This is a genomic window from Roseateles sp. (genome assembly GCF_965262435.1).
In the GTDB taxonomy this organism is placed as follows: Bacteria; Pseudomonadota; Gammaproteobacteria; order Burkholderiales; family Burkholderiaceae_C; genus Paucibacter_A.
Genome location: NZ_OZ253537.1, coordinates 1,321,890 through 1,343,850, shown reverse-complemented (window position 1 = coordinate 1,343,850; position 21,961 = coordinate 1,321,890). Strand labels below are relative to the sequence as shown.

Annotated in this window: 24 protein-coding genes; 20 read left to right on the top strand and 4 right to left on the bottom strand. The window is 65.5% G+C overall.

The genetic code is table 11. The features are described 5' to 3' along the window. Positions 1-933, top strand: coding sequence for an ABC transporter ATP-binding protein (locus tag ACQY39_RS05830; RefSeq protein ID WP_428504275.1), 933 nt, complete (start codon positions 1-3; stop codon positions 931-933). 25 nt (positions 934-958) lie between these two features. Then, positions 959-1,861 carry a hypothetical protein gene (locus tag ACQY39_RS05825; RefSeq protein ID WP_428504273.1) on the top strand — a complete coding sequence of 301 codons (903 nt, stop codon included), beginning with the start codon at positions 959-961 and terminating at the stop codon, positions 1,859-1,861. 87 nt (positions 1,862-1,948) lie between these two features. Here ACQY39_RS05825 and ACQY39_RS05820 read toward each other — a convergent pair whose 3' ends face one another. Next, positions 1,949-2,827 (bottom strand): acyl-ACP desaturase, encoded by an 879-nt coding sequence (locus ACQY39_RS05820; protein WP_428504271.1) that lies wholly within the window; start codon positions 2,825-2,827, stop codon positions 1,949-1,951. Between the two features lie 128 nt (positions 2,828-2,955). Further along, the gene (locus ACQY39_RS05815) at positions 2,956-3,957 is read right to left on the bottom strand and encodes a MerR family transcriptional regulator (RefSeq protein WP_428504269.1); all 1,002 of its coding nucleotides are present in this window, start codon (positions 3,955-3,957) and stop codon (positions 2,956-2,958) included. Positions 3,958-4,071: 114 nt separating this feature from the next. Between ACQY39_RS05815 and ACQY39_RS05810 the strand changes: the two genes are divergently transcribed. From ACQY39_RS05810 to ACQY39_RS05770, 9 genes are all read left to right on the top strand, one after another. Continuing rightward, positions 4,072-4,710, top strand: a complete 639-nt coding sequence (locus ACQY39_RS05810; RefSeq protein ID WP_428504267.1) for a glutathione peroxidase — start codon at positions 4,072-4,074, stop codon at positions 4,708-4,710. Between the two features lie 421 nt (positions 4,711-5,131). Beyond that, positions 5,132-6,460, top strand: coding sequence for an NAD(P)/FAD-dependent oxidoreductase (locus ACQY39_RS05805; protein ID WP_428504265.1), 1,329 nt, complete (start codon positions 5,132-5,134; stop codon positions 6,458-6,460). Further along, entirely contained in the window at positions 6,457-7,248 is a 792-nt protein-coding gene (locus tag ACQY39_RS05800; RefSeq protein ID WP_428504263.1) for a DUF1365 domain-containing protein, read from the top strand. The genes ACQY39_RS05805 and ACQY39_RS05800 overlap by 4 nt, the downstream gene beginning before the upstream one ends. A 17-nt stretch (positions 7,249-7,265) precedes the next feature. Continuing rightward, entirely contained in the window at positions 7,266-8,489 is a 1,224-nt protein-coding gene (locus ACQY39_RS05795; protein WP_428504261.1) for a class I SAM-dependent methyltransferase, read from the top strand. 4 nt (positions 8,490-8,493) lie between these two features. Next, positions 8,494-9,072 (top strand): chalcone isomerase family protein, encoded by a 579-nt coding sequence (locus ACQY39_RS05790; protein WP_428504259.1) that lies wholly within the window; start codon positions 8,494-8,496, stop codon positions 9,070-9,072. Further along, entirely contained in the window at positions 9,050-10,339 is a 1,290-nt protein-coding gene (locus ACQY39_RS05785) for an MFS transporter (RefSeq protein WP_428504257.1), read from the top strand. Before ACQY39_RS05790 ends, ACQY39_RS05785 begins: the two co-directional genes overlap by 23 nt. Further along, a complete protein-coding gene (locus tag ACQY39_RS05780; RefSeq protein ID WP_428504255.1) occupies positions 10,336-10,890 on the top strand; it encodes a DUF3833 family protein in 555 nt (184 codons plus the stop codon). Before ACQY39_RS05785 ends, ACQY39_RS05780 begins: the two co-directional genes overlap by 4 nt. Before the next feature lie 13 nt (positions 10,891-10,903). Continuing rightward, positions 10,904-11,689, top strand: coding sequence for an SDR family NAD(P)-dependent oxidoreductase (locus ACQY39_RS05775; RefSeq protein WP_428504253.1), 786 nt, complete (start codon positions 10,904-10,906; stop codon positions 11,687-11,689). Further along, positions 11,686-12,126, top strand: a complete 441-nt coding sequence (locus tag ACQY39_RS05770) for a nuclear transport factor 2 family protein (RefSeq protein WP_428504251.1) — start codon at positions 11,686-11,688, stop codon at positions 12,124-12,126. Before ACQY39_RS05775 ends, ACQY39_RS05770 begins: the two co-directional genes overlap by 4 nt. Before the next feature lie 18 nt (positions 12,127-12,144). Here ACQY39_RS05770 and corA read toward each other — a convergent pair whose 3' ends face one another. Beyond that, complete coding sequence (gene corA, locus ACQY39_RS05765; protein ID WP_428504249.1) at positions 12,145-13,119, bottom strand: magnesium/cobalt transporter CorA; 975 nt, start codon at positions 13,117-13,119, stop codon at positions 12,145-12,147. 458 nt (positions 13,120-13,577) lie between these two features. Here corA and hpf point away from each other — a divergent pair, with 458 nt between their 5' ends. The 3 genes from hpf to hprK all read left to right on the top strand — a co-directional run bounded on the left by hpf (position 13,578) and on the right by hprK (position 15,651). Continuing rightward, on the top strand, positions 13,578-13,919 hold the full coding sequence (hpf, locus tag ACQY39_RS05760) for a ribosome hibernation-promoting factor, HPF/YfiA family (RefSeq protein WP_263516430.1): 342 nt from the start codon (positions 13,578-13,580) through the stop codon (positions 13,917-13,919). Between the two features lie 251 nt (positions 13,920-14,170). Next, entirely contained in the window at positions 14,171-14,641 is a 471-nt protein-coding gene (ptsN, locus tag ACQY39_RS05755) for a PTS IIA-like nitrogen regulatory protein PtsN (protein WP_263516429.1), read from the top strand. A gap of 47 nt (positions 14,642-14,688) precedes the next feature. Further along, the gene (gene hprK / locus ACQY39_RS05750; protein ID WP_263516428.1) at positions 14,689-15,651 is read left to right on the top strand and encodes an HPr(Ser) kinase/phosphatase; all 963 of its coding nucleotides are present in this window, start codon (positions 14,689-14,691) and stop codon (positions 15,649-15,651) included. A 30-nt stretch (positions 15,652-15,681) separates the two neighbouring features. On the opposite strand, the gene fur is transcribed toward hprK, so the two are convergent. Continuing rightward, positions 15,682-16,110, bottom strand: coding sequence for a ferric iron uptake transcriptional regulator (gene fur / locus ACQY39_RS05745; RefSeq protein WP_263516427.1), 429 nt, complete (start codon positions 16,108-16,110; stop codon positions 15,682-15,684). A gap of 105 nt (positions 16,111-16,215) precedes the next feature. Here fur and ACQY39_RS05740 point away from each other — a divergent pair, with 105 nt between their 5' ends. The 6 genes from ACQY39_RS05740 to lptE are packed head-to-tail and all read left to right on the top strand — an operon-like array spanning position 16,216 to position 21,957. Further along, on the top strand, positions 16,216-16,797 hold the full coding sequence (locus tag ACQY39_RS05740; protein WP_428504245.1) for an outer membrane protein assembly factor BamE: 582 nt from the start codon (positions 16,216-16,218) through the stop codon (positions 16,795-16,797). After that, positions 16,794-17,618, top strand: a complete 825-nt coding sequence (gene dapB / locus ACQY39_RS05735) for a 4-hydroxy-tetrahydrodipicolinate reductase (RefSeq protein WP_428504243.1) — start codon at positions 16,794-16,796, stop codon at positions 17,616-17,618. The genes ACQY39_RS05740 and dapB overlap by 4 nt, the downstream gene beginning before the upstream one ends. Continuing rightward, positions 17,615-18,271, top strand: coding sequence for a MotA/TolQ/ExbB proton channel family protein (locus ACQY39_RS05730; RefSeq protein WP_428504241.1), 657 nt, complete (start codon positions 17,615-17,617; stop codon positions 18,269-18,271). Before dapB ends, ACQY39_RS05730 begins: the two co-directional genes overlap by 4 nt. Positions 18,272-18,304: 33 nt before the next feature. Beyond that, positions 18,305-18,766 carry an ExbD/TolR family protein gene (locus ACQY39_RS05725; protein WP_428504239.1) on the top strand — a complete coding sequence of 154 codons (462 nt, stop codon included), beginning with the start codon at positions 18,305-18,307 and terminating at the stop codon, positions 18,764-18,766. 54 nt (positions 18,767-18,820) lie between these two features. Beyond that, the gene (gene leuS / locus ACQY39_RS05720; RefSeq protein ID WP_428504237.1) at positions 18,821-21,454 is read left to right on the top strand and encodes a leucine--tRNA ligase; all 2,634 of its coding nucleotides are present in this window, start codon (positions 18,821-18,823) and stop codon (positions 21,452-21,454) included. A gap of 2 nt (positions 21,455-21,456) precedes the next feature. Then, entirely contained in the window at positions 21,457-21,957 is a 501-nt protein-coding gene (gene lptE, locus ACQY39_RS05715) for an LPS assembly lipoprotein LptE (protein ID WP_428504235.1), read from the top strand. Positions 21,958-21,961: the final 4 nt, after the last annotated feature.

Sequence of the window (21,961 nt, the reverse complement as noted above, 5' to 3'; positions counted from 1 at the left end):
ATGAACGCCACAATCGCCAGCCCCGCCCCTTCTTCGACCACTTTCACCTCCACGCCGACCATGAGCCACCTCATCGAAGCCCGCGACTTCAGCCTTCGCTATGGCCGCAAGACGGCCGTCGACAACATCAGTTTCAGCATTCCCAAGGGCCGCGTGGTCGGCTTGCTGGGCCACAACGGCGCCGGCAAGACCTCGCTGATGAAGGCCATGGTCGGCTTGATCGGCGGCACGGGCGAGTTGAAGGTGCTGGGCCTGGACCCGCGCAATCAGCGCGGCGAGCTGCTGGAATCGCTGTCCTACATCCCGGATGTGGCGGTGCTGCCGCGCTGGGCGCGCGTGCATGAGCTGATCACGCTGATGAGCGGCCTGCAGCCCAAGTTCTCGGCCGAGCGCGCTCGCGCCCTGCTCAAGCGCACCAGCGTGGGCACACAGGACAAGGTCAAGAGCCTGTCCAAGGGCATGGTCACCCAGCTGCACCTGGCGCTGATCGCCGCCATCGACACGAAGCTGATGATCCTGGACGAGCCCACGCTCGGCCTGGATGTGATGTCACGCAAGAGCTTTTACGAGATGCTGATCGACGAGTGGTGCGACGGCGAGCGCAGCGTGATCATCTCGACCCACCAGGTCGAGGAGATCGAGACCCTGCTCAGCGACGTGATGATGCTGGACGAGGGCAAGCTGGTGCTCAACATCAGCCTGGAGGCCATGGACTCGCGCTTCGTCGCCCTGTCGCACGACGCCTCGGCCGCGGATGCGGTGGCCTCGGCCCACCCGCTGCTGCGCTACCGCCAGCAAGGCCGCCCGGCCGCGCTCTTCGACGGCGAGCCGCCCGAGCATCTGCAGGCCCTGGGCCAGCGCTTCCGACCCAGCCTGGTCGATCTGTTCATGGCCCTGACGCGCAAGCCCGAGCTGCGTGCCCGTCAAGACTGAAAGCAAGCCCAAGGAAATCACCATCATGTCTACACATTTCCAAACTCGCTTCAAGACCCTGCTGCAACGCGAATGGATGCAGCACCACAAAGGCTGGCTGATCGCCATGCTGATCCTGCCCGTGATCGCCTTGGTCGCCCTGCCTTTCGGCGGCGTGCAGCTGGGCGAGGCCCGAGATCTGCCGGCCACCGAACTGGCCGGCGCCGTGATCGCAATGACCATGCTGGCGGTCTGGGGCATCACCTTGCTGATGACCGGCTTCTCGCTGCCCGGCCTGGCCCGGCGTGACCACCAAGACCGTTCGATCGAGTTCTGGCTGTCCCTGCCGGCCAGCCACAGCGAGAGCCTCGTCGCCACCTTGTTCATGCACACCTTGTTCGTGCTCGGCCTGGCCCTGTGCGTGGGCATGTTGTCGGGCTTGGTGATGGCCTTGGCCATCACGCTCAAGCTGGGCGGCTTCGGCATCTGGCTGCAGGTGTCCTGGTTCCAGCTGGTGCTGCCGGCCCTGGCCGTGCTGGCCCGCCTGGCCCTGGGCACGGTGCTGTTCACGCTCTGGATGGCGCCGATCTTCATGGTCTTCATGGTGGCCGCCGCCTGGCTCAAGCGCTGGGGCGTGCCTGCCGTCATCACGGCCGTGGTGGCCACCGGCATCACGCTGAAAGAGGTGTACGGCAACGCCATCGTCTGGAAGCTCCTGGGCGAACAAGTGACGGGCGCCGGTTCGGCCTTCTTTGATTCCATGCATCTGATCGGCGAAAACCCCTCGGTGCAGATCGAACTGAAGGGCGTCGGCGATGTGCTGAGCTGGGCCGCACGCGACGCCACAGAAGCTCTGGCGCAGACCGCCTCGCCTCACTTCATCGGCGGCCTGGTGGCGGCAGCGATCTGCTTCGCTCTGCTGGTCCTGCATCGCCGCAACTCTCACTGAGCAGGCTGCCGAAAACTCGGCGCCCCAAGACAAAGCCCGCCGATTGGCGGGCTTTTTTATGGTGGCCGATCAGGCCAAGGCGGGGTGTCAGGCCGCTGCAGGGGCATTGCCGAGACCGCCCGCAGCGGCGGCGGAAGCCACAGCACCGGCCATCTCCTTGCGGTAGCGATTCAGCTCCTGCACGCTGGCAAAGCTGCGCTCCATCAGCAGGCTCATGTTGTGAAGGATGCGATCCACCACCTTGTTCTCCCAGACCGAATCGAACTGGATCTGCTTGTCCAGCCAGTGCTCCAGCCACTCAGGGTCGGGCAGGCGGCTCTGGATGGTGTCGCGAGGGAACAGCTGCACGTTCACATGGAGGTTGGTGGGATGCAGAGCCTGGGCGGTGCGGCGGGCGCTGGCCATCAGGACGCCGACCTTGGCAAAGGCGGCGCGGGCTTCATCGCCAAACTTGACCATGGCGCGCTTCATATAGCGCAGATAGGCACCGCCATGGCGGGCCTCGTCGCGGGCCAGGGTTTCGTAGATGGCACGGATCACCGGCTCGGTGTGCCACTCGGCGGCGCGGCGGTACCAGTGGTTGAGCCGGATCTCGCCGCAGAAATGCAGCATCAGGGTTTCCAGCGGCGGGGCCGGGTCGAAATCGAAGCGCACCTCATGCAGCTCCGCTTCGGTGGGCACCATGTCCGGGCGGAAGCGGCGCAGGTATTCCATCAACACCAAGGAATGCTTCTGCTCCTCGAAGAACCAGACGCTCATGAAGGCCGAGAAGTCGCTGTCGTCCTTGTTGTCGCGCAGGAACATCTCGGTGGCCGGCAGCGCCGCCCACTCGGTGATGGCGTTCATCTTGATGGTGCGGGCTTGGTCATCGCTGAGCAGGCCGGGGTCAAAGGCATCCCAGGGGATGTCCTTGTCCATATTCCAGCGCACCGCTTCCAGCTGCTTGAAAAGTTCCGGGTAAAGCATCATCGATCCTCGTTTGCTCTGGCGAGCCTATGCATTGAGTATGACAAGCCATAGACCGTTTGGCAGGCATGGCCCGCAGCGGCCCCTGGTCTTCACGCGCTTGTCGCAGGGCTTCAGGTGTTTTCTGGCTACTGCTGCTGCGCCCGACGCCAGTCGGCCACGGCCGGGGCCAGTTGTTCCAGCTCGGTCAGATGCAGCAAGCTGGGCAGGGGAGCGCGCTTTTGCAAGGCCGCCGCGCGGCCGCCCGCCCAGAGCGCAACACCCTCGGGCAACTCCGCGCGGAGCTCGCGCAGCTGGCGCTGCACCTGGCCGGCGCTGAGCAGGCCGCTGAAGCTCAAGGCCAGCACATCGCTGCCATGGGCCGCGGCCGCCTTGACCAGCTCGCTGGCCGGCGTCTGCACGCCCAGGGACAGGCATTGGCAACCCTCCAAGACCAGCAAGGCCTCGACCATGAGCAGGCCCAGGCCGTGCGGCTCGCCCGGCAAAGTGCTGAGCAAGACCCGCGGCCGCTCGCCCAGGGCCAGCGGCGGAATCGCCTGAATGGCCTGGCGCAGCACCTGCTGCAAGGACTCGCTGAAGCAATGCTCCTCGAACACCTCGAGCTCGCCGCTCATCCAGGCCTCGCCGACCATGACGGTCAACGGCGCCGCGACTTCACGCACAAAGGCGCCCAAACCCAGGCGCAACAGACCCTGGGACAGCTGCCGGCGCAAATCCTGGACTTCATGGCGGCGCAGCAAAAGCAGGAACTCCTGCAGGTCGATGCCATGGGCGGCGGCGGCGCTGGCCTCGGCCGGACCGCTGCGCGATGGGCCCAGCAGCGCCTGCAGGCTTGACTCACTGGCGCCCACCACCCGCCCGGGGCGGTGGCCCGCATCGAGCAAGCGCTTGAGCAGGCGCAGACGCTGCACCTGCTCGGGCGGGTAGACCCGTTCGCCCTGCGCGTCGCGCGAGGGCTGAGGAAACCCGTAGCGACGCTCCCAGATGCGCAAGGTATCTTTGCTGATGCCGGTGTCGCGCTCCACCGCGGCAATGCCGGGCCACGCCGAAGGGGCCGGCACCAGGGCCGCCGCGGTCTCGTCGGGCTCGCCGCCGGCATGCAAGCCGGCACTCGGCAGCGCCTCAACCATGGAGGGCCTCCGGGCTCATGCAATCACCGCAAACTTTGTATTGGACAAACATAGGACAAAAATCTCTAGATGGCCTAATATAGTGAAAGAACAAAGTTTTGACTAGGACAAACTATGGACACTCGCTCCTGCAATCGCCCACAGCACCGCCCTGGCCTGCTCGGTGCCTGTGCCTTGGTCGGCACCCTCTCCGCCGCTCTGATTGGTGCGCCCGCCCAAGCAGCGCCGGCCCCAGTCAGCGCGACCGCATCTGCCGCAGCCGCTTGTCCTGAGCTGCTGCAACGAGAGTTCCCACGCCTGCAAGACGAGAAGCCCCAGGCCCTGTGTCAATACAGCGGCAAGGTCCTGCTGGTGGTGAACACGGCCAGCTTCTGCGGCTTCACCTCGCAGTACAAGGCGCTGGAGACCCTGTCCAGCCGATACGCGGCACGCGGTCTGGTGGTGCTGGGCTTCCCCTCGAACGACTTCGGTGGCCAGGAACCCGGCAGCAACAAGGAAATCGCCGAGTTCTGCGAGAACACCTTCAATGTGAAGTTCCCGATGTTTGCCAAATCGGTGGTCAAGGCCGGCCAGAGCGGGCTGAACCCGCTCTACGCCGAGCTGGGCAAGCGCACCGGACAGACGCCGAAGTGGAATTTCCACAAATATCTGATCGCGCGAGACGGCAGCGAGATCAAAAGCTTCGGCTCCATGAGCGACCCGCTGGGCAGCTCCTTCACCCAGGAGTTGGAGCGACTGCTCGCCAAACCCTGACGTTCAACTGACTATTTGCCTTTTTTGTCGCAGCGCCATGTCCCACTCTGTTGCCTACAACCCGCAAAATGTCCCTTTTTCAGGCGACAGAAACACGGGGCTTTTTACCCAAACTACAGAGCTTCTGAGTCGTTTGCCCCAGAGCGGACGTGGCGTTTGTAAAGCTTTGCAAACCGCGGTCTTGGCTTCCTCGCCGGCCAATACTTCGGTACGATGCAACCGATTCCAGTCGCAAGATCTCCCCTGTGTAGGGGCTGCAATCTCGAAGCCGTTTTCCTCCTCCTCCCTCCCTCCCTCGTTGGCTTCGAGGCATCTTGCGACTTCTTTTATTCCTGGGGCTTCCGGCGCGGCCGGAAGCCCTTTTCTTTTGCGTCAAGCTACGGGCTCGGCGGATGGTCACGCCGCTGACTTGTTGCCGTGGTTGCGCCAACTTGGCGCCCCGCAATTCCCCGAAGCCCTGCCCCCGAACGCGCGCCGCGTGGCCGTGGTCGGCTCCGGCATTGCCGGTCTCTCGGCCGCCTGGGCGCTGAGCTCGCAAGCGCGCGTCACGCTGTTCGAGGCCAATGACTACTTCGGCGGCCACACCCACACCGTCGATGTCGAGTTGCAGGGCCAGCGCCACGGGGTCGACACCGGCTTCCTGGTCTTCAACGAGCGCACTTATCCGCTGCTGATTCAGCTCTTCGAGCAGTTGGGCGTGGCAGTGGCCGCCAGCGACATGTCCTTCTCGGTGCAGGCGCCGGGCAGCGATCTCGAGTGGAGCGGCAGCAATCTCAACACCGTGTTTGCGCAGCGCCGCAATCTGCTGCGGCCGGACTTCTGGCGCATGCTCAGCGACCTGACCCGCTTCAACCGCCTGTGCACCGAGCTGGCCAGCAGCGGCCAGGAGCGCGCGCTGGCCCAGCCCATCGGCGACTTCCTCGACGAGCAGCGCTTCAGCGCCGCCTTCCGCGACTGGTACCTGCTGCCCATGGTCGCTTGCATCTGGTCCTGCCCCACCGCGCAGATGCTGAGCTTCCCGATCAGCACCTTGATCCGCTTCTGCCACAACCACGGCCTGTTGCAGGTGACGAACCGGCCGCAGTGGTTCACCGTGCGCGGCGGCGCCCGCCACTACGTCGACAAGCTGCTGCCCCGCATCGCCGATGCGCGCCTGAACAGCCCCGTGCAAGCCGTCAGCCGCCAGGCCGATGGCAGCGTGCTGGTGCACTCCAAGGCCGGCAGCGAGCGCTTTGACGCGGTGGTGATGGCCAGCCACAGCGACCAATCGCTGCGCCTGCTGGATCAGCCCAGTGCGCTGGAACGCCAGGTGCTGGGTGCCATCGCCTACCACCGCAACCGCGCCGTGCTGCACACCGACGCAGGCCTGCTGCCGCAGCGCCAGCGCGCCTGGGCGGCCTGGAACTACGAACACGGCGGCAGCCGACCCGGCGCCGAGCAAAGCGCGGTGTGCCTGCACTACCTGCTCAACCGCTTGCAGCCCCTGCCCTGGCAACAGCCGGTGGTCGTGTCGCTCAACCCGGTGCGCGAGCCCAAGGCCAGCCAGGTGCTCGGTGAATTCGACTACGCCCACCCCGTGTTCGACCGCGCCGCCGTGGCCGCGCAAGGCCGCGTGGCGCAGATGCAGGGCGACGGCCAGATCTGGTTCTGCGGCGCCTGGACGCGCTACGGCTTCCACGAAGACGGCCTGCTCTCCGGCCTGGGCGTGGCGCGGGCGCTGACGCAGCGCTGGGCGGAGCAGAGCGCATGAACCCAACAGCTGCTGGCACCCAGGCCTGGCCGCAGCAGGCCCTGATCGGCCGTGGCGTCGTGCGCCACAGCCGCTTGCGCCCCCGCCGCCATGCCTTTGCCTACCGCAGCTATTTCCTGATGCTGCCCATGCGCCAGCTGCGCGCCACGCCCTGCCCGGCCCTGCACCGCAATGGCTTTGGCTGGCTCAGTTTCCACGACGCCGACCACGGCGAAGGTGGCCACGATGCGCTCGCCTGGCTGGACGAGCTGCTGGCGCGCGAAGGCGTGAGCGATGCCGACGGCGAGGTCTGGCTGCACTGCATCCCGCGCGTGCTGGGCTACGCCTTCAAGCCGGTGAGCTTCTGGTACTGCCAGCGCCGCGACGGCAGCCTGGCCGCCATCGTCGTCGAGGTGAACAACACCTTCGGCGAGCGCCACTGCTATTTGCTGCAAGGCGAGGGCCTGGCCTACGGACGCGAGCTGCAGGCGCGCAAGGTCTTCCATGTCTCGCCGTTTTGCCGTGTCGCCGGCGGCTATCGCTTTCGCTTCATGCACAGCAGCCAAGGCGGCGCGCGCACCGTGGCCCGCATCGACCACGAGGACGAAGCCGGTCCCCTGCTGCAGACCAGTGTCAGCGGCCAGCTGCAGCCGCTCAGCGAGGCCAGCGCCCGTGCCGCCTTCTTCGCCATGCCGGCACTGAGCCTGATGCTGGTCTGGCGCATCCACTGGCAAGCGCTGCGCTTGGCGCTCAAACGCGTGCCCTTCTTCGGCAAACCCGCCGCCCCTGAAACTCTGGTGACCCGCTGAAGGTTGCCTTGCTCACGATGAACTCAACCACGCTCCCGCAAAGAATCACCCTGCCCAGCGACGCGCCAGCCGCCGCACGCACCGTGTTCCGCCTGCTCGGACATCTGCGCCAGGGCAGCCTCGATGTGCAGCTTCCCGACGGCAGCAGCGCCCACTTCGGCGGCAGCGAGGGGCCGCGGGCGGCCCTGCGCATCCGCGACTGGGCAGTCTGCAGCGCGGCCCTGCGCTCCGGCGACATCGGCTTTGCCGAGAGCTTTGTGGCCGGCCACTGGAGCACGCCCGACCTGCGCGCCTTGCTCGAACTCTTCGTGCGCAACCGCGAGGCGCTCGACGAGGTGATCTTCGGCTCCTGGTGGGGCGCCCTGCTACACCGGGTGAAGCATCTGCTGAACCGCAACAGCCGCGCCGGCAGCCGCAAGAACATCCACGCTCACTACGACCTGGGCAATGCCTTCTACCGGCTCTGGCTGGACGAGAGCATGAACTACAGCAGCGCCTGGTTTGCCGGCGACAGACAAGGTAGTCTGGCCGATGCGCAAGCCGCCAAGATGCGCCGCGCGCTAGAGGAATGCCAGGTCGGCGCCGGCAGTCGCGTGCTGGAAATCGGCTGCGGCTGGGGTGCAGTGGCCGAGACCGCCGTGCGCGATTTCGGCGCCCATCTGACCGGCGTGACCCTATCCAGCGAACAGCTGGCCTGGGCGCAGGAACGCCTGGCCCGCGCCGGCCTCGCCGACGGCGCCGACCTGCGATTCCAGGACTACCGCGACATCACCGACCCGGCCTTCGATGCGGTGGTGTCCATCGAGATGTTCGAGGCCGTGGGTCGTGAATACTGGGACGGCTACTTCCAGACCGTGGCCGCCAAGCTCAAGCCCGGTGGCCGCGCCTGCATCCAGACCATCACCATCCGCGACGATCTGTTTGAACGTTATTCCCGCTCGAGCGACTTCATTCAGCAGTACATCTTCCCCGGCGGCATGCTGCCCAGCCCCAGCCAGTTCCGCGCTCACGCGGCCAAAGCCGGGTTGCGCGTGGTCAATGAACTCGCTTTCGGACAAGACTACGCGCGCACCCTGCACCAGTGGCGCGAAGCCTTCCTCCACCAGGAAGGCCCGGTGCGCGAGCTCGGTTTCGACACCCGCTTCATGCGGCTCTGGGAGTTCTACCTGGCCTACTGCGAAGCGGCCTTCGCCGCCGACAACACCGATGTGATGCAGTTCACCCTGCTGCGCGAGGGCTGACACCATGCAGCGCCGCCACCTGCTCCTTGCGATCCCCGGGCTGCTGGTCTTGCCGGCCCAGGCGCAGCGCAAGCGTCCGGCCGAAGTGCCGGAGGCGCTGCGCCTGCAAGCGGAGGCGCAAATGCGCTTTTTCGGCCTGCGCATCTACGACATCCGGCTTTGGGTGTCGGAGCACGTGAACGCGGAGAACTGGGCGCGCCAGACTCTGGCGCTGGAACTGGAGTACGCCCGCAGCCTGAGCGGGCGCGAGATCGCCAAGCGCTCGCTGGTGGAGATGCGTCGCCAAGCCGAGATCAGCGAGGACAAGGCGCAGCGCTGGCTGGGCGAGATGGAAGCGGCCTTCCCCGACGTCAAGGCCGGCGACCGCATCAGCGGCCTGTTCGAGCCGGCGCGTGGCGTGCAGTTCTTCATCAACAGCCAGCCGCGCCGGCAAATCGCCGACAGCGAATTCGCCCGCCTGTTCAGCGGCATCTGGCTGGCACCACAAAGCTCAGAGCCCGGCATGCGCGAGCAGCTCCTGAAACGCCCGGCCGACAGCGGCCAGGCCCTTGGCGAACACCGTGGCCCACGCAGCCAAGGCTGAAACCCTGAGCGCCGGCCTGGGCGGCGGCCGCGCAGCCGGCCTGCGCTACGGCAGCCTGGGTTTCCCGCTCGCCTTTGTCGCCCTGCCGCTCTACGTCAGCCTGCCGGCCCACTATGCCCAGAACTACGGCATGCCGCTGGCTTGGCTGGGCGCCCTGCTGCTGGCGGCACGCCTGCTCGATGCCTTGGTCGACCCCTGGATCGGCCGCCTCTGTGACCGCTGGCTGAACGAGCACCCACGCCGCGTGCTGCCACTGATGGTCGGGGCCGCAGCGGCCCTGGGCGGAGGCTTCTACGCCCTGTTCTTCCCGCCGCTGCGCGAGCCGCAGGGCTTGCTGCTGTGGTGCGGCGCTTTTCTGCTGGTCTGCTACGCGGGCTACAGCCTGCTCAGCGTCATGCACCAGACCTGGGGCGCACGCCTGGGCGGCAGCCCGGCCCAGCAAACCCGGGTGGTGGCCTGGCGTGAGGGCCTGGCTCTCGCCGGCGTGATCGCCGCCAGCCTGCTGCCCGCCTGGATCGGCCTGGCCGGCACCGCAGGCGTGCTGGCGCTCTGCCTCGCCCTGAGCCTGCTCCTGCTACGCATGGCGCCCAGGGCCCGCCCAGGCGGCCGAGCGAGCCAGGCGCGCCCGGTGCAAGTCTGGGCCTACCGTGACTTTCGCCGCCTGCTGGCGGTGTTCCTGCTCAATGGGGTCGCGGCGGCGATCCCGGCCACGCTGCTGCTGTTCTTTGTGCGTGACCGACTGCAAACGCCGCAAGCCGAAGGCCTGTACTTGGCCTGCTACTTTCTGGCCGCAGCCTTGTCTCTGCCGCTCTGGCTGCGCCTGGTGGCGCGCTGGGGCCAGGCGCGCAGCTGGGGCCTGGGCATGGTGCTGGCCGTGGCGGCGTTCGCCTGGGCGGCGGCGCTGGGCGCGGGCGATCAGGCCGGCTTTGTGGCGGTCTGCCTGGCCAGCGGCGCCGCCCTGGGCGCGGACCTGGCCATTCCCGGCGCCATGCTGGCCGGAGTGATCCAGCGCGCCGGTTTGCATGCGCGCGCTGAGGGCAGTTTTTTCGGTTGGTGGAACGCCGCCAACAAGCTCAATCTGGCCTTGGCCGCTGGCCTGGCTCTGCCACTGCTGCAAGTGCTGGGCTACACGCCGGGCGCCCGCGACGCCCAGGCGCTGAATGCCCTGACCCTGTCTTACTGCCTGCTGCCCTGCCTGCTCAAGCTGGCCGCTGCGGCACTGCTTTACCGCAACTGGATACGCCCGCAAGGGGAGGACCTGCCATGAACACGACCCAATCCCGTCGCCGACTGCTGCTGGCCGGCGCCGCCACTGGCGCGCTGAGCTTGCTCGCTGGCTGCGCCTCGGCGCCCCAGCCCGAAGACTATGCGAAAGAGACGCCATCCCTGGACCTGCGCCGTTACTTCAACGGCCCCCTGATCGCTCACGGCATCTTCACCGACCGCGCCGGCAAGGTGCAACGCCGCTTCATCGTCAACCTGGTGGGACGCTGGGAGGGCGACACCGGCGTGCTGGAGGAAGACTTCGAATACAGCGACGGCAAGCGCGAGCGCCGCGTCTGGACTCTGAAGGACCTGGGACAGGGTCGCTATACCGGCACTGCAGCCGATGTGCTGGGGCAGGCTCAGGGCCAGGCAGCCGGCAACGCGCTGCGCTGGGCTTACACGCTCAAGCTGCCGGTCGACGGCACGGTCTACGAGGTGCAGTTCGACGACTGGATGTACCTGGTGGACGAGCGCACCCTGCTCAACAAGGCGAAGATGAGCAAGTTCGGCTTCGCCCTGGGCGAGGTGACCTTGTCCTTCCAGAAACTCTGAGCGCCGGCCTGCGATGTCACTGAACCCCAAGATCCAGGACTGGCACGGCCTCACGGTCTGGCTGGTCGGCGCGTCCAGCGGCATCGGCCGGGCGGTGGCAGCCTCACTCCACGCCGCCGGTGCGCGCGTGATCGTCTCGGCCCGGCAGGCCGATCTGCTCAATGACTTCGCCGCGCAACATCCGGGCGCGCAGCCCCTGCCGCTCGACGTGATGGATGCGCAAGCGCTGCAGCAAGCGGTGCGCCAGATCGTGCGCAACCACGGCCGCATCGACCTCTGCCTCTATTGCGCTGGCTACTACCAGCCCATGCGCGCCCAGCAGTTCTCGCTGGACGAAGCGATGCGCCACCTGGACATCAATTACGTCGGCGCGCTCAAGCTGCTGCAAGCGCTGCTGCCGCAGATGCTGCTGCAGGCCCACCAAGGGCAGCCCGGCCATATCAGCCTGGTGTCCAGCGTGGCGGGCTATCGCGGCCTGCCCAAGTCCCTGGCCTACGGCCCCTCCAAGGCGGCGCTGAGCCATCTGGCCGAAGCTCTGTATTTGGACCTGTCACCGGAGAAGATCGGCGTCTCGGTCATCAACCCAGGTTTTGTCGCCACACCGCTGACGGCTCAGAATGACTTCGCCATGCCGGCTCTGATCACGGCCGATCAGGCCGCGCAGGAAATCCTCAAAGGCTGGGCCCGCGGCGAGTTCGAGATTCATTTCCCCAAGCGCTTCACCCTCTGGCTGAAACTCTTACGCCATCTGGGCCACGGCCTTTACTTTCGCGCCGTTCGACGCGCCACCGGACTATGAGCATCAGGCATTCCGACCCGCGCGTGCAGGCGGTGATCGACTTCTTCGAGCAGCTGCAGCCGGCCGATGTGGCCGGCCTCGGTCGGCTGTACACCGAGCAGGCCTTCTTCAAGGACCCCTTCAACGAGGTCCGCAGCCTGGCCGGCGTTCAGCGAGTGTTCGCCCATATGTTCGAAACCCTGGAGCAGCCGCGCTTTCTGGTCCTGGACGCTCTGGCTCAGGGCGATCAGTGCTTTCTGAGCTGGGACTTTGTCTTCCAGCGGCAGGCTCAGAACGAACCCATGCGCATCCATGGCAGCAGCCATCTGCGCTTCGCCGTCGACGGCCGTGTCGCCTACCACCGCGATTACTGGGACACAGCAGAGGAGCTGTATGAAAAGCTGCCCTTGCTGGGCGCCCTGATGCGCTGGATCAAGCGACGCCTGCGCGCCAGCTGATCGGTAACAGCGCCAGGATCAACGCAACCAGCCCTTGCGGCGGAAGTAGATGAAGGGCGCCGCCACCGAAGCCAGCATCAGGCCAAGGGCAAAGGGATAGCCGTACTGCCAGTCCACTTCGGGCATGAACTTGAAGTTCATGCCGTAGACGCTGGCGATCAGGGTCGGAGGCAGCAAGGCCACGCTGGCCACCGAGAAGATCTTGATGATCTTGTTCTGGTTGATGTTGATGAAACCGACCGTCGCGTCCATCAAGAAGTTGACCTTGTCGAACAAAAAGGCCGTGTGTGAATCGAGCGAATCGATGTCACGCAGAATCTGACGCGATTCCTCGAACTGCTCGGCGCTGAGCATGCGGCTGCGCATCATGAAGCTGAGCGCGCGCCGCGTGTCCATGACGTTACGGCGGATACGGCCGTTCAAGTCTTCCTCACGGGCAATCGCAGCCAGCACTTCGCCGGCCTCGGTGTCGTTGACGTCCTTTTTCAGGACCCGCGCGCTGACTTTCTCGAGGTTGTCGTAAATGCCCTCCAGCACATCGGCGGAGTACTCGGCATCGGCGTCGTAGAGCTTGAGCAGCACATCCTTGGCATCCTCGATCAAGGCCGGGATGCGTCGCGCGCGCAGGCGCAGCAGGCGGAAGACGGGCAGGTCCTCGTTGTGGATCGAGAACAGCACATTGTTGTAGAGGATGAAGGCCACCCGCACATTGCGCGGCGCCTCATCGTCATCGATCAAGAAGTCGGAGCGAATATGCAACTCGCCGTTGTCTTCCTCGTAGAAACGGGCTGACTCTTCCAGATCTTCGTCAACGATGTCTTCCGGAATCACCAAGCCAAAGCGGTCACGAATCCAGCCCTTTTCGACCGCGGTGGGATCTTCCAGATCGACCCACACCGGCCGCGACAGGGCCAGATCTTCGGCGGATTCAATTTCTTCCTGAAACAGGCCGCCCTTGAGGCGCCCGTTGTCCAGCGTGAACACATTCAGCATGCAAAAAACCTCCAGCGCTCGTGCGCCGTCTCTTGTTCTTTTTCAGACAGGACGGGCACAGGGGCCGTCCGGGTGTGGGCGTTTGGGGACCCGTCTCACTCCGGACAAGCGGCGCGAACCGGCACAAAGGCAGCGGTTTCGGCGCAGTTGGCGAGGGAGTGGACGGTCACCGAGGGTGGTCGCTGTCCAAGAAATGCTCCGTAGCTGGTATTCCAGGATTATCACCTCGGCGCGCCCTGCTTTTTGCCCAATCCTTCACGCTCTTTGCCAAGCCTCAAAGTCAAACGGACTATGACCCTTGTTCCGGCCGTCAAGCACTTGTCACAACTGCACTTCGGGTGCAAACTGAATTCGCCGATCCACTCAAGAAGAGCCCAAGACAGCACCCAGCGATCCGTTTTTTTCGTTCTTTTCCTGATCCCAGTACTCTCGACTTTCTTTTCGTGAAAGGCCGTTTTATGAATCTGACAATCAGTGGCCACCATTTGGAAGTAACGCCGTCTCTGCGTGAGTATGTGCTCACCAAGCTAGACCGAGTGACCCGCCATTTCGATCAAGTCGTTGACATCAATGTCTTGCTCACCGTGGAAAAGCAGAAGGAAAAGGAACGCCGGCAAAAAGCCGAGGTCACCGTGCATGTCAAGGGACGCGATATCTTCGTCGAGCAATCCAGTGAGGATCTCTACGCCGCCATTGATCAGCTGATGGACAAATTGGACCGCCAGGTGGTGCGTCACAAGGACCGTCTACAAGACCACCACCACGCCTCGGCCAAACGCCTGGACATGCCAGCACCCTGAAATTCGGCTTCTGGCCACGATCAAACGCAAGGCGACCTTCGGGTCGCCTTTTTTCTTGCCCAAGATCTGCTCCGCGCCTCGCACACTCTTCGACCCGCATTCGTTGCTGCACCGCAGCAATGCGCGTATTTGTGCACTGCCACTAGACCCGGGGGCCCCCAGAAGGGGGTGAGCTTTCTATAATTCCCCAATTCGACACCGACAAGCGTCCCGCCCAAGGCCCACCCAGCCGTATGCGCCGCTTAGACACCATGAACCGTCTCGCCGCCATCCTTCCCGCCGACAACGTGCTGGTGAATGTGGATGCCTCCAGCAAGAAGCGCGTTTTCGAGCAGGCTGGCCTGCTGTTTGAGAACCATCACGCGATCTCCCGCGCGATGGTGGCGGACAATCTTTTTGCGCGTGAGCGCCTCGGTTCCACCGGCCTCGGCCACGGCGTGGCCATTCCGCATGGCCGCATCAAAGGACTGAAGAACCCGCTGGCCGCCGTGTTGCGCGTGCAGCAGCCGATCGGTTTCGATGCGCCGGACGACGAGCCGGTCAGCCTGCTTATCTTCCTGCTGGTGCCCGAGGCCGCCACGCAACGCCATCTGGAGATCCTCTCCGAGATTGCTGAAATGCTGTCGGATCGCGACTTGCGCGAGCAACTCAAAACCGATCCCGATGCCGCCGTCCTGCACCGTCTGATCGCGGCCTGGGAGCCGCTGAAGTCGGTCGCCTGAGTTTCCGGAATCACCCTCCTTTTTCTCAACGCGCCGCCTTCCGATCAGTGAAACCCACCTCCATCAGCGCCGACCGGCTTTTCGAAGAACATCGTGAACGCCTGCGCTGGGAGTGGATTGCCGGCCATGCGCATCCGGAGCGCCGCTTCGACGAAGCCGCCGTTCGCGACGCCCAGTCCTCCGCCGACCTGGTGGGTTACCTGAATTACATCCATCCCTACCGGGTGCAAATGGTCGGGCGCCGCGAGGTGGCCTACCTGAGTCAGGCCTCGGGCGAGGTGCTGGACCGCCGCATCTCGCGCATCGTCACGCTGGAGCCGCCGGTCATCATCGTCGCCGACGACCAGCCGCCGCCCGACCGCCTGGTGGCCATGTGCGACCGCGCCGAGATTCCGCTTTTTGTGACCAAAGACTCGGCCGGCCATGTGATCGACGTAGTGCGCGCCTACCTGGCCCAGCTGTTTGCCAACCGCACCACCCGCCACGGCGTCTTCATGGACATCCTCGGCCTGGGCGTGCTGCTGACCGGCGAATCGGGCCTGGGCAAGAGCGAGCTGGGCCTGGAGTTGATTTCCCGCGGCCACGGCCTGGTGGCAGACGACGCGGTCGACCTATTCCGCATCTCGCAAACCGCCATTGAAGGCCGTTGCCCTGAGCTGCTGCTGAATCTGCTGGAAGTGCGCGGCATCGGCCTGCTCGACATCAAGGCCATCTTTGGCGAGACGGCCGTGCGCCGCAAGATGCGGCTCAAGCTGATCGTGCATCTGGTGCGCAAGGAAACCATGGAGCGCGACTTCGAGCGCCTGCCCTACGAGCCGCTTTACGAAGACGTGCTCGGCATGCCGGTACGCAAGGCCATCATTGCCGTCGATGCCGGCCGCAACCTGGCCGTGCTGGTCGAAGCGGCCGTGCGCAACACGGTCTTGCAGCTGCGCGGTATTGACACCTACCGGGAGTTTGTCGAGCGCCACCAGCGGGCGATCGAACAAGGGCAGCACAGCGACGACTGAGAGCCGCTGCGGGGCTGATCGCCCAGGTGGTCAGCTGCCGCGGTGCGGACAGTCGGTCTTCACACAGGCCGCGTACAAGGCCAAGGAATGGTCCTGCAGCTTGAAGCCCCGCTCGCGGGCAATGGCGTGCTGCCGCTCCTCGATCGCGGGGTCGAAGAACTCTTCCACGCGGCCACAGGTCAGGCAAACCAGATGGTCGTGGTGATGGCCTTCGTTGAGTTCGAACACCGACTTGCCGGATTCGAAATGGTTGCGCGACAAGAGCCCAGCCTGCTCGAACTGGGTGAGGACCCGGTACACCGTGGCCAAACCGATGTCGGCGTCTTCCACCAGCAAGGCTTTGTAGACGTCTTCAGCCGTCATGTGGCGCTGCGCCGTCTTCTGGAAAATTTCCAGAATCTTGATACGCGGCAGGGTGGCTTTCAGGCCACTGTTCTTGATCTCGTCGGTGCGGTTCATGACACTGCTGGGGCCGGCGCGGCCCACCATGGGCCTGCCGCTAGAATGGACCGATCATAGCCAGCTCCGGGCCCAGACCAGCCCAAGCCCCCACAGAATCACGCCATGCGCAGCCCCAAAACACTTGCAATCCCAGCCCGATCCGGTCTTTTGGCGCTGATCGTTGGCGCTGCCGGCGCCCTGAGTGCCTGCTCCAGCATGCCGTCCTTGGACATGCTCAATGCCTCGAATGGTGCGACGGTGCTGGAACGCATCACGCCCTACAAGCTCGAGGTTGTCCAAGGCAATGTGCTGACCAAGGAGTTGGTGGCGCGCGTCAAGCCCGGCATGCCGCGCGCCCAAGTGCGCGATCTGCTCGGCTCGCCCTTGCTGACCGACCCCTTCCATGCCGAGCGCTGGGACTATGTCTTCACCATCAAGCGTCAAGGCACGATTTACCAGCAACGCAAGGTCGTGGCGCTGTTCGACGGCGAAACCTTGAAGTCGCTGGAAGTACCGGCGGATCTGCCGAGCGAAAACGAATTCGTGGCCGCCATCAGTTCCAAGGCCGAGCGCCGCGAGCCGCCCAAGCTGGAACTCAGCGAAGCCGAGCGCAAGGCATTGCCAGTGCCGGTCAAGCCGGCCGCCGCTGCCGCCGAAGCCATCGGGCCCGTGCGCGCCTACCCGCCGCTGGAGAACAAGTCTTGACCAGCCGGGCCGCTCCTCTGCGCATCGCCATCGCCGGCAGTTCGGGCCGCATGGGCCGCATGCTGATCGAAGCCGTGATGCAAGCGCCCGATTGCCAGCTCAGCGCCGCCCTCGACCGCCCGGGCAGCCCCGCTCTGGGCCAGGACGCCAGCGCGTTCCTGGGCCAGCCCAGTGGTGTTCTGATCAGCGATGACGTGCGCACCGCGCTGCAGGGCAGCGATGTGCTGATCGATTTCACCCGGCCCGAGGGTACCCTGGCCCACCTGGCCATTTGCGCCGAGCTCGGCGTCAAACTGGTGATCGGCACCACCGGCTTCGATGCCCAGCAGAAAGCGCAGATCGGCGCGCTGGCCGGCCGCGTCGGCGTGATGATGGCGCCCAATATGAGCGTCGGCGTCAATGTCGTGCTGGGCCTGCTGGACCGTGCCGCGCGCGCGCTGAACGAAGGCTTTGACATCGAGATCATCGAAGCCCACCACCGCCACAAGGTCGATGCCCCGAGCGGCACCGCCCTGGCCATGGGCGAGGCCGTGGCCCACGCCCTGGGCCGCGACCTCAAGGCCTGCGCCGTCTACGGCCGCGAAGGCGTCACCGGCGAGCGTGACCCCTCAACCATCGGCTTCGCCACCGTGCGCGGCGGCGACATCATCGGTGACCACACCGTGCTGTTCGCAGGCATCGGTGAGCGCATCGAAATCAGCCACAAGGCCAGCAGCCGCGCCACTTTTGCTCAGGGCAGCCTGCGCGCCGCGCGTTTCCTGGCCAGCCAAGGCCCGGGCCTCTACGACATGAGCGACGTGTTGGGGCTCAAGGGATCATGAGCAATTTCGAAGGCTTCTGGGCTCAGGGCGATGCGGTCACGCGAGGCGTCGCCTTGCTCATGCTGCTGATGTCGGTCAGCGCCTGGGTGCTGATCCTCTGGAAAAGCTGGACGCTGCGCGGCGCACGCCGCAGCATCGCCCGTGCCGTGCCGGCCTTCTGGGACGCGGCCGACCTGGCATCGGGCCGTGCCGCCCTGCAGAACTTTGATGCCGAAGGCCTGCTCCTGCCCCTGCTGAACGCAGCCACCAGCGACACCCGCAGCGGCACCCTGGACGCCGCCGGCCATGCCCATTCGCGCTTGACCCGCCGCCTGCGCGACGCCTTGCACGGCGTTCTGCAGCGCCTGCAATTCGGCCAGGTGCTGCTGGCCTCGATCGGCAGCACCGCGCCCTTCGTCGGCCTGTTCGGCACGGTCTGGGGCATCTACCACGCCCTGGTCAGCATCTCGGCCAGCGGCAATCTGAGCATGGACCGGGTCTCCGGCCCCGTGGGCGAGGCCTTGATCATGACCGCTGCAGGCCTGGCCGTAGCGATTCCGGCCGTGCTGGCTTACAACGTCTTCGGCAAGCAGGTCGGCGCTTGCGAAGCCGAGCTGGAAGGCTTTGCGCACGACCTGCGCGAGATGTTCAGCGATGCGCCGGCGCAATCGTGAGCGCCCGCCGGCCTCACCCTGCCGGAGCCTGAGATGAGCTTCGGCCGCCTGGAACGACGCGACAGCCCCAAGCCCATGGGCGACATCAACATGACGCCGCTGATCGACGTCATGCTGGTGCTGCTGGTGATCTTCATGATCGCCGCGCCGCTGATGAGCAACTCCTTGCGCCTGGACCTGCCCAAGAGCGAGGCCGCCACGCCGGGCGACACACCGCAGTTCATCGCCCTGGCCGTGGCGCCCGACGGCTCGCTCTACCTGGGCGAGGAAAAGCTCGACGCCGCCACCTTGCAGCAACGCCTCAAGACCTTGGGCGCCGGCCGGCCCGAGTTGGAGGTGCAGCTGCGTGCCGACCAGGCCGCGCCCTACGGCGTAGTGGCCCAGCTGATCGGCTGGTGCCAGGCCGCCGGCCTGCACCGCATGGCCTTCGTCACCGACGCTGACACCGCCACAGCGTCCACGCTCACGCCTACGCCCCTACCGAAGCAGCCCTGAGCGGCAGCCCGGCCCACGACTTTTACAATCGGCGCACTTCGCACCGAGCCCACCATGAACGAAAAGTACACCCCCTCCGAGGTCGAACAGGCCGCACGCTCCCACTGGCAAGCCTGTGACGCTTACCGCGTGGTCGAGGACCAGAGCAAGCCCAAGTTCTACGCCTGCTCCATGCTGCCCTACCCCAGCGGCAAGCTGCACATGGGCCATGTGCGCAACTACACGATCAACGACATGCTCACGCGCCAGCTGCGCATGAAGGGCTACAACGTGCTCATGCCCATGGGCTGGGACGCCTTCGGCCTGCCGGCCGAGAACGCCGCGATGAAGAACAAGGTGCCGCCCGCGCAGTGGACCTACGACAACATCGCGTACATGAAAAAGCAGATGCAGGCCATGGGTCTGGCGATCGACTGGTCGCGCGAAATCGCCACCTGCACGCCCGAGTACTACAAGTGGAACCAGTGGCTGTTCCTGAAGATGCTGGAAGCCGGCATCGCCGAGCGCCGCACCCAGGTCGTCAACTGGGACCCGGTCGACCAGACCGTGCTGGCCAATGAGCAGGTGGTCGACGGCAAGGGCTGGCGCTCGGGCGCCGTGGTCGAGAAGCGCGAGATCCCCGGCTACTACCTGAACATCGTCAAGTACGCCGACGAGCTGCTCTCGGCCGTGGCCAACCCCGAAGACAAGAGCTATCTGAGCGGCTGGCCCGAGCGCGTGCGCCTGATGCAGGAGAACTGGATCGGCAAGAGCGAGGGCGTGCGCTTCGCCTTCCCGCACCAGATCGCCGGTGCCGACGGTCAGCTGATCCAGGACGGCAAGCTTTACGTCTTCACCACCCGTGCCGACACCCTCATGGGCGTGACCTTCTGCGCCGTGGCGCCGGAGCACCCACTGGCCACGCACGCAGCTGCGTCCAACCCCGAGCTGGCCGCCTTCATCGAAGAATGCAAGCGCGGCGGCACGACCGAGGCCGAACTGGCCACGCAGGAAAAGAAGGGCAAGCCCACCGGCCTGTTCGTCAGCCACCCGCTGACCGGCGCGCAAGTCGAGGTCTGGGTCGGCAACTATGTGCTGATCAGCTATGGCGACGGTGCCGTGATGGGCGTGCCGGCGCATGACGAGCGCGATTTCGAATTTGCCAACAAGTACGGCCTGGCCATCAAGCAAGTCGTGGCGGTCGAGGGCGAGAACTTCAACGACAAGGTCTGGGCCGACTGGTACGGCGACAAGCAAAAAGGCATCTGCATCGCCTCGGGCGAACTCGACGGCCTGAGCCACAAGGCCGCCGTCACCAAGGTCGCCGAGCTGATGAGCACCCGCGGCCTGGGCGAGAAGAAGACCACCTGGCGCCTGCGCGACTGGGGCATCAGCCGCCAGCGCTACTGGGGCACACCGATCCCCATCATCCACTGCGATGACTGCGGCGCCGTGCCCGTGCCGACGCAAGACCTGCCCGTGGTGCTGCCGGAAGAATGCATCCCCGATGGCAGCGGCAACCCGCTCAAAAAGCACGCCGGTTTCCTGAACGTGGCCTGCCCGAAATGCGGCAAGCCGGCCCAGCGTGAAACCGACACCATGGACACCTTCGTGGATTCGTCCTGGTATTTCATGCGTTACTGCGACGCCAAGAACAGCGAGGCCATGGTCGGCGAAGGCAGCCAGTACTGGATGCCCATGGACCAGTACATCGGCGGCATTGAGCACGCGATTCTGCATCTGCTCTACGCCCGCTTCTGGACCAAGGTGATGCGCGACCTGAAGCTGATCAGCTTCGACGAGCCCTTCAAGAACCTGCTGACCCAAGGCATGGTGCTCAAGGGCGCCTTCTCCCACAAGCCTGCGGACGCGGGCAAGAACTACTACTGGGAACACGAGGTCAACGTCCAGACCAACGAGCATGGCCAGATCATCGGCGGCACGCTGAAGGCCGACGGCACGCCGCTCGAGTACGAGATGACGACCATGTCCAAGTCCAAGAACAATGGCGTGGACCCGCAGGAGTTGATCAACCAGTACGGCGCCGACACGGCCCGTCTGTTCGTGATGTTCGCTTCGCCGCCGGAGCAGACCTTGGAGTGGAACGATGCCGGCGTTGAAGGCGCGCACCGCTTCCTCAAGCGCGTCTGGGGCTTCGGTGCCAAGAACGAAGCCGCCATCCAGGCCGGTGGTCGCAACTACGCGGCCCTGAACGGCGACGGCAAGGCCCTGCGCCGCGATGTGCATCTGGTGCTCAAGCAGATCAGCTACGACTACGAGCGCATGCAGTACAACACCGTGGTCTCGGGCGCCATGAAGATGCTGAACGCGCTGGAAGGCTTCAAGGCCCAAGGCCAGGACGCGGCTGTGCGTGAAGGTTTCTCGGTGCTGCTGCGCGTGCTCTACCCGGCCTGCCCGCACTTGACCCACGCCCTCTGGCAAGACCTGGGCTATGCCGCCGAGCTGGGTGACCTGCTCGACGCGCCCTGGCCGAGCGTGGACGAAGCCGCCCTGGTGCAGGACGAGATCGAGCTGATGCTGCAAGTCAACGGCAAGCTGCGCGGCGCCATCAAGGTGCCGGCCGCCGCCGACAAGGCCGCCATCGAGGCCCTGGCCCTGGCCAGCGAAGACTTCGCCAAGTTCAGCGAAGGCAAGGCGCCCAAGAAGGTCATCATCGTGCCGGGCCGCCTGGTCAATCTGGTCGTCTGAACATGGCCACGATGCTGCAGCGCCGCCACCTGCTTCTGCTCGCCGCCGCCCCGCTGGCGGGCTGCGGCTTCGAGCTGCGCCGCGAGCCGGAGTTCCTGTTCCGCAGCCTGGCGCTGAGCGGCTTCAAGCCAGGCTCGCCGCTGGCGGCCGATCTGAAGCGCCAGCTCTCGCGCACCACGGTGCTGCTGCTGGAAGATGCGAACCGGGCCGAGATCGTGCTGGAGGCGCTACGCGATGTGCGCGAGAAATCGGTGGTGGTGTCCACCAGTGCCGGCCAGGTGCGGGAATGGCAGTTGCGCGTCAACTTCGACTACCTGCTGCGCACGCCCTCGGGCGAGCTGCTGCTGCCACGCACCGAGCTGCGCATGACGCGCGAAATGAACTACACCGAGAGCACGGCCCTGGCCAAAGAGCAGGAAGAAGCCCAGCTCTACCGAGCCATGCAGTCCGACGCCGTGGCGCAGATCATGCGCCGCCTCTCGGCCGTGCGCCTGCCCGCCTGACACC

Excerpts from the sequence above, each read along its gene's own strand:
- ACQY39_RS05725 (WP_428504239.1), top strand. The coding sequence starts at position 18,305 with ATGAGCTTCGGCCGCCTGGAACGACGCGACAGCCCCAAGCCCATGGGC.
- ACQY39_RS05770 (WP_428504251.1), top strand. The coding sequence starts at position 11,686 with ATGAGCATCAGGCATTCCGACCCGCGCGTGCAGGCGGTGATCGACTTC.
- ACQY39_RS05810 (WP_428504267.1), top strand. The coding sequence starts at position 4,072 with ATGGACACTCGCTCCTGCAATCGCCCACAGCACCGCCCTGGCCTGCTC.
- ACQY39_RS05775 (WP_428504253.1), top strand. The coding sequence starts at position 10,904 with ATGTCACTGAACCCCAAGATCCAGGACTGGCACGGCCTCACGGTCTGG.
- corA (WP_428504249.1), bottom strand. The coding sequence starts at position 13,119 with ATGCTGAATGTGTTCACGCTGGACAACGGGCGCCTCAAGGGCGGCCTG.
- ptsN (WP_263516429.1), top strand. The coding sequence starts at position 14,171 with ATGAACCGTCTCGCCGCCATCCTTCCCGCCGACAACGTGCTGGTGAAT.
- ACQY39_RS05795 (WP_428504261.1), top strand. The coding sequence starts at position 7,266 with ATGAACTCAACCACGCTCCCGCAAAGAATCACCCTGCCCAGCGACGCG.
- leuS (WP_428504237.1), top strand. The coding sequence starts at position 18,821 with ATGAACGAAAAGTACACCCCCTCCGAGGTCGAACAGGCCGCACGCTCC.
- ACQY39_RS05825 (WP_428504273.1), top strand. The coding sequence starts at position 959 with ATGTCTACACATTTCCAAACTCGCTTCAAGACCCTGCTGCAACGCGAA.
- ACQY39_RS05800 (WP_428504263.1), top strand. The coding sequence starts at position 6,457 with ATGAACCCAACAGCTGCTGGCACCCAGGCCTGGCCGCAGCAGGCCCTG.
- ACQY39_RS05820 (WP_428504271.1), bottom strand. The coding sequence starts at position 2,827 with ATGCTTTACCCGGAACTTTTCAAGCAGCTGGAAGCGGTGCGCTGGAAT.
- ACQY39_RS05730 (WP_428504241.1), top strand. The coding sequence starts at position 17,615 with ATGAGCAATTTCGAAGGCTTCTGGGCTCAGGGCGATGCGGTCACGCGA.
- ACQY39_RS05780 (WP_428504255.1), top strand. The coding sequence starts at position 10,336 with ATGAACACGACCCAATCCCGTCGCCGACTGCTGCTGGCCGGCGCCGCC.
- ACQY39_RS05790 (WP_428504259.1), top strand. The coding sequence starts at position 8,494 with ATGCAGCGCCGCCACCTGCTCCTTGCGATCCCCGGGCTGCTGGTCTTG.
- ACQY39_RS05830 (WP_428504275.1), top strand. The coding sequence starts at position 1 with ATGAACGCCACAATCGCCAGCCCCGCCCCTTCTTCGACCACTTTCACC.
- ACQY39_RS05740 (WP_428504245.1), top strand. The coding sequence starts at position 16,216 with ATGCGCAGCCCCAAAACACTTGCAATCCCAGCCCGATCCGGTCTTTTG.
- fur (WP_263516427.1), bottom strand. The coding sequence starts at position 16,110 with ATGAACCGCACCGACGAGATCAAGAACAGTGGCCTGAAAGCCACCCTG.
- lptE (WP_428504235.1), top strand. The coding sequence starts at position 21,457 with ATGGCCACGATGCTGCAGCGCCGCCACCTGCTTCTGCTCGCCGCCGCC.
- ACQY39_RS05815 (WP_428504269.1), bottom strand. The coding sequence starts at position 3,957 with ATGGTTGAGGCGCTGCCGAGTGCCGGCTTGCATGCCGGCGGCGAGCCC.
- hpf (WP_263516430.1), top strand. The coding sequence starts at position 13,578 with ATGAATCTGACAATCAGTGGCCACCATTTGGAAGTAACGCCGTCTCTG.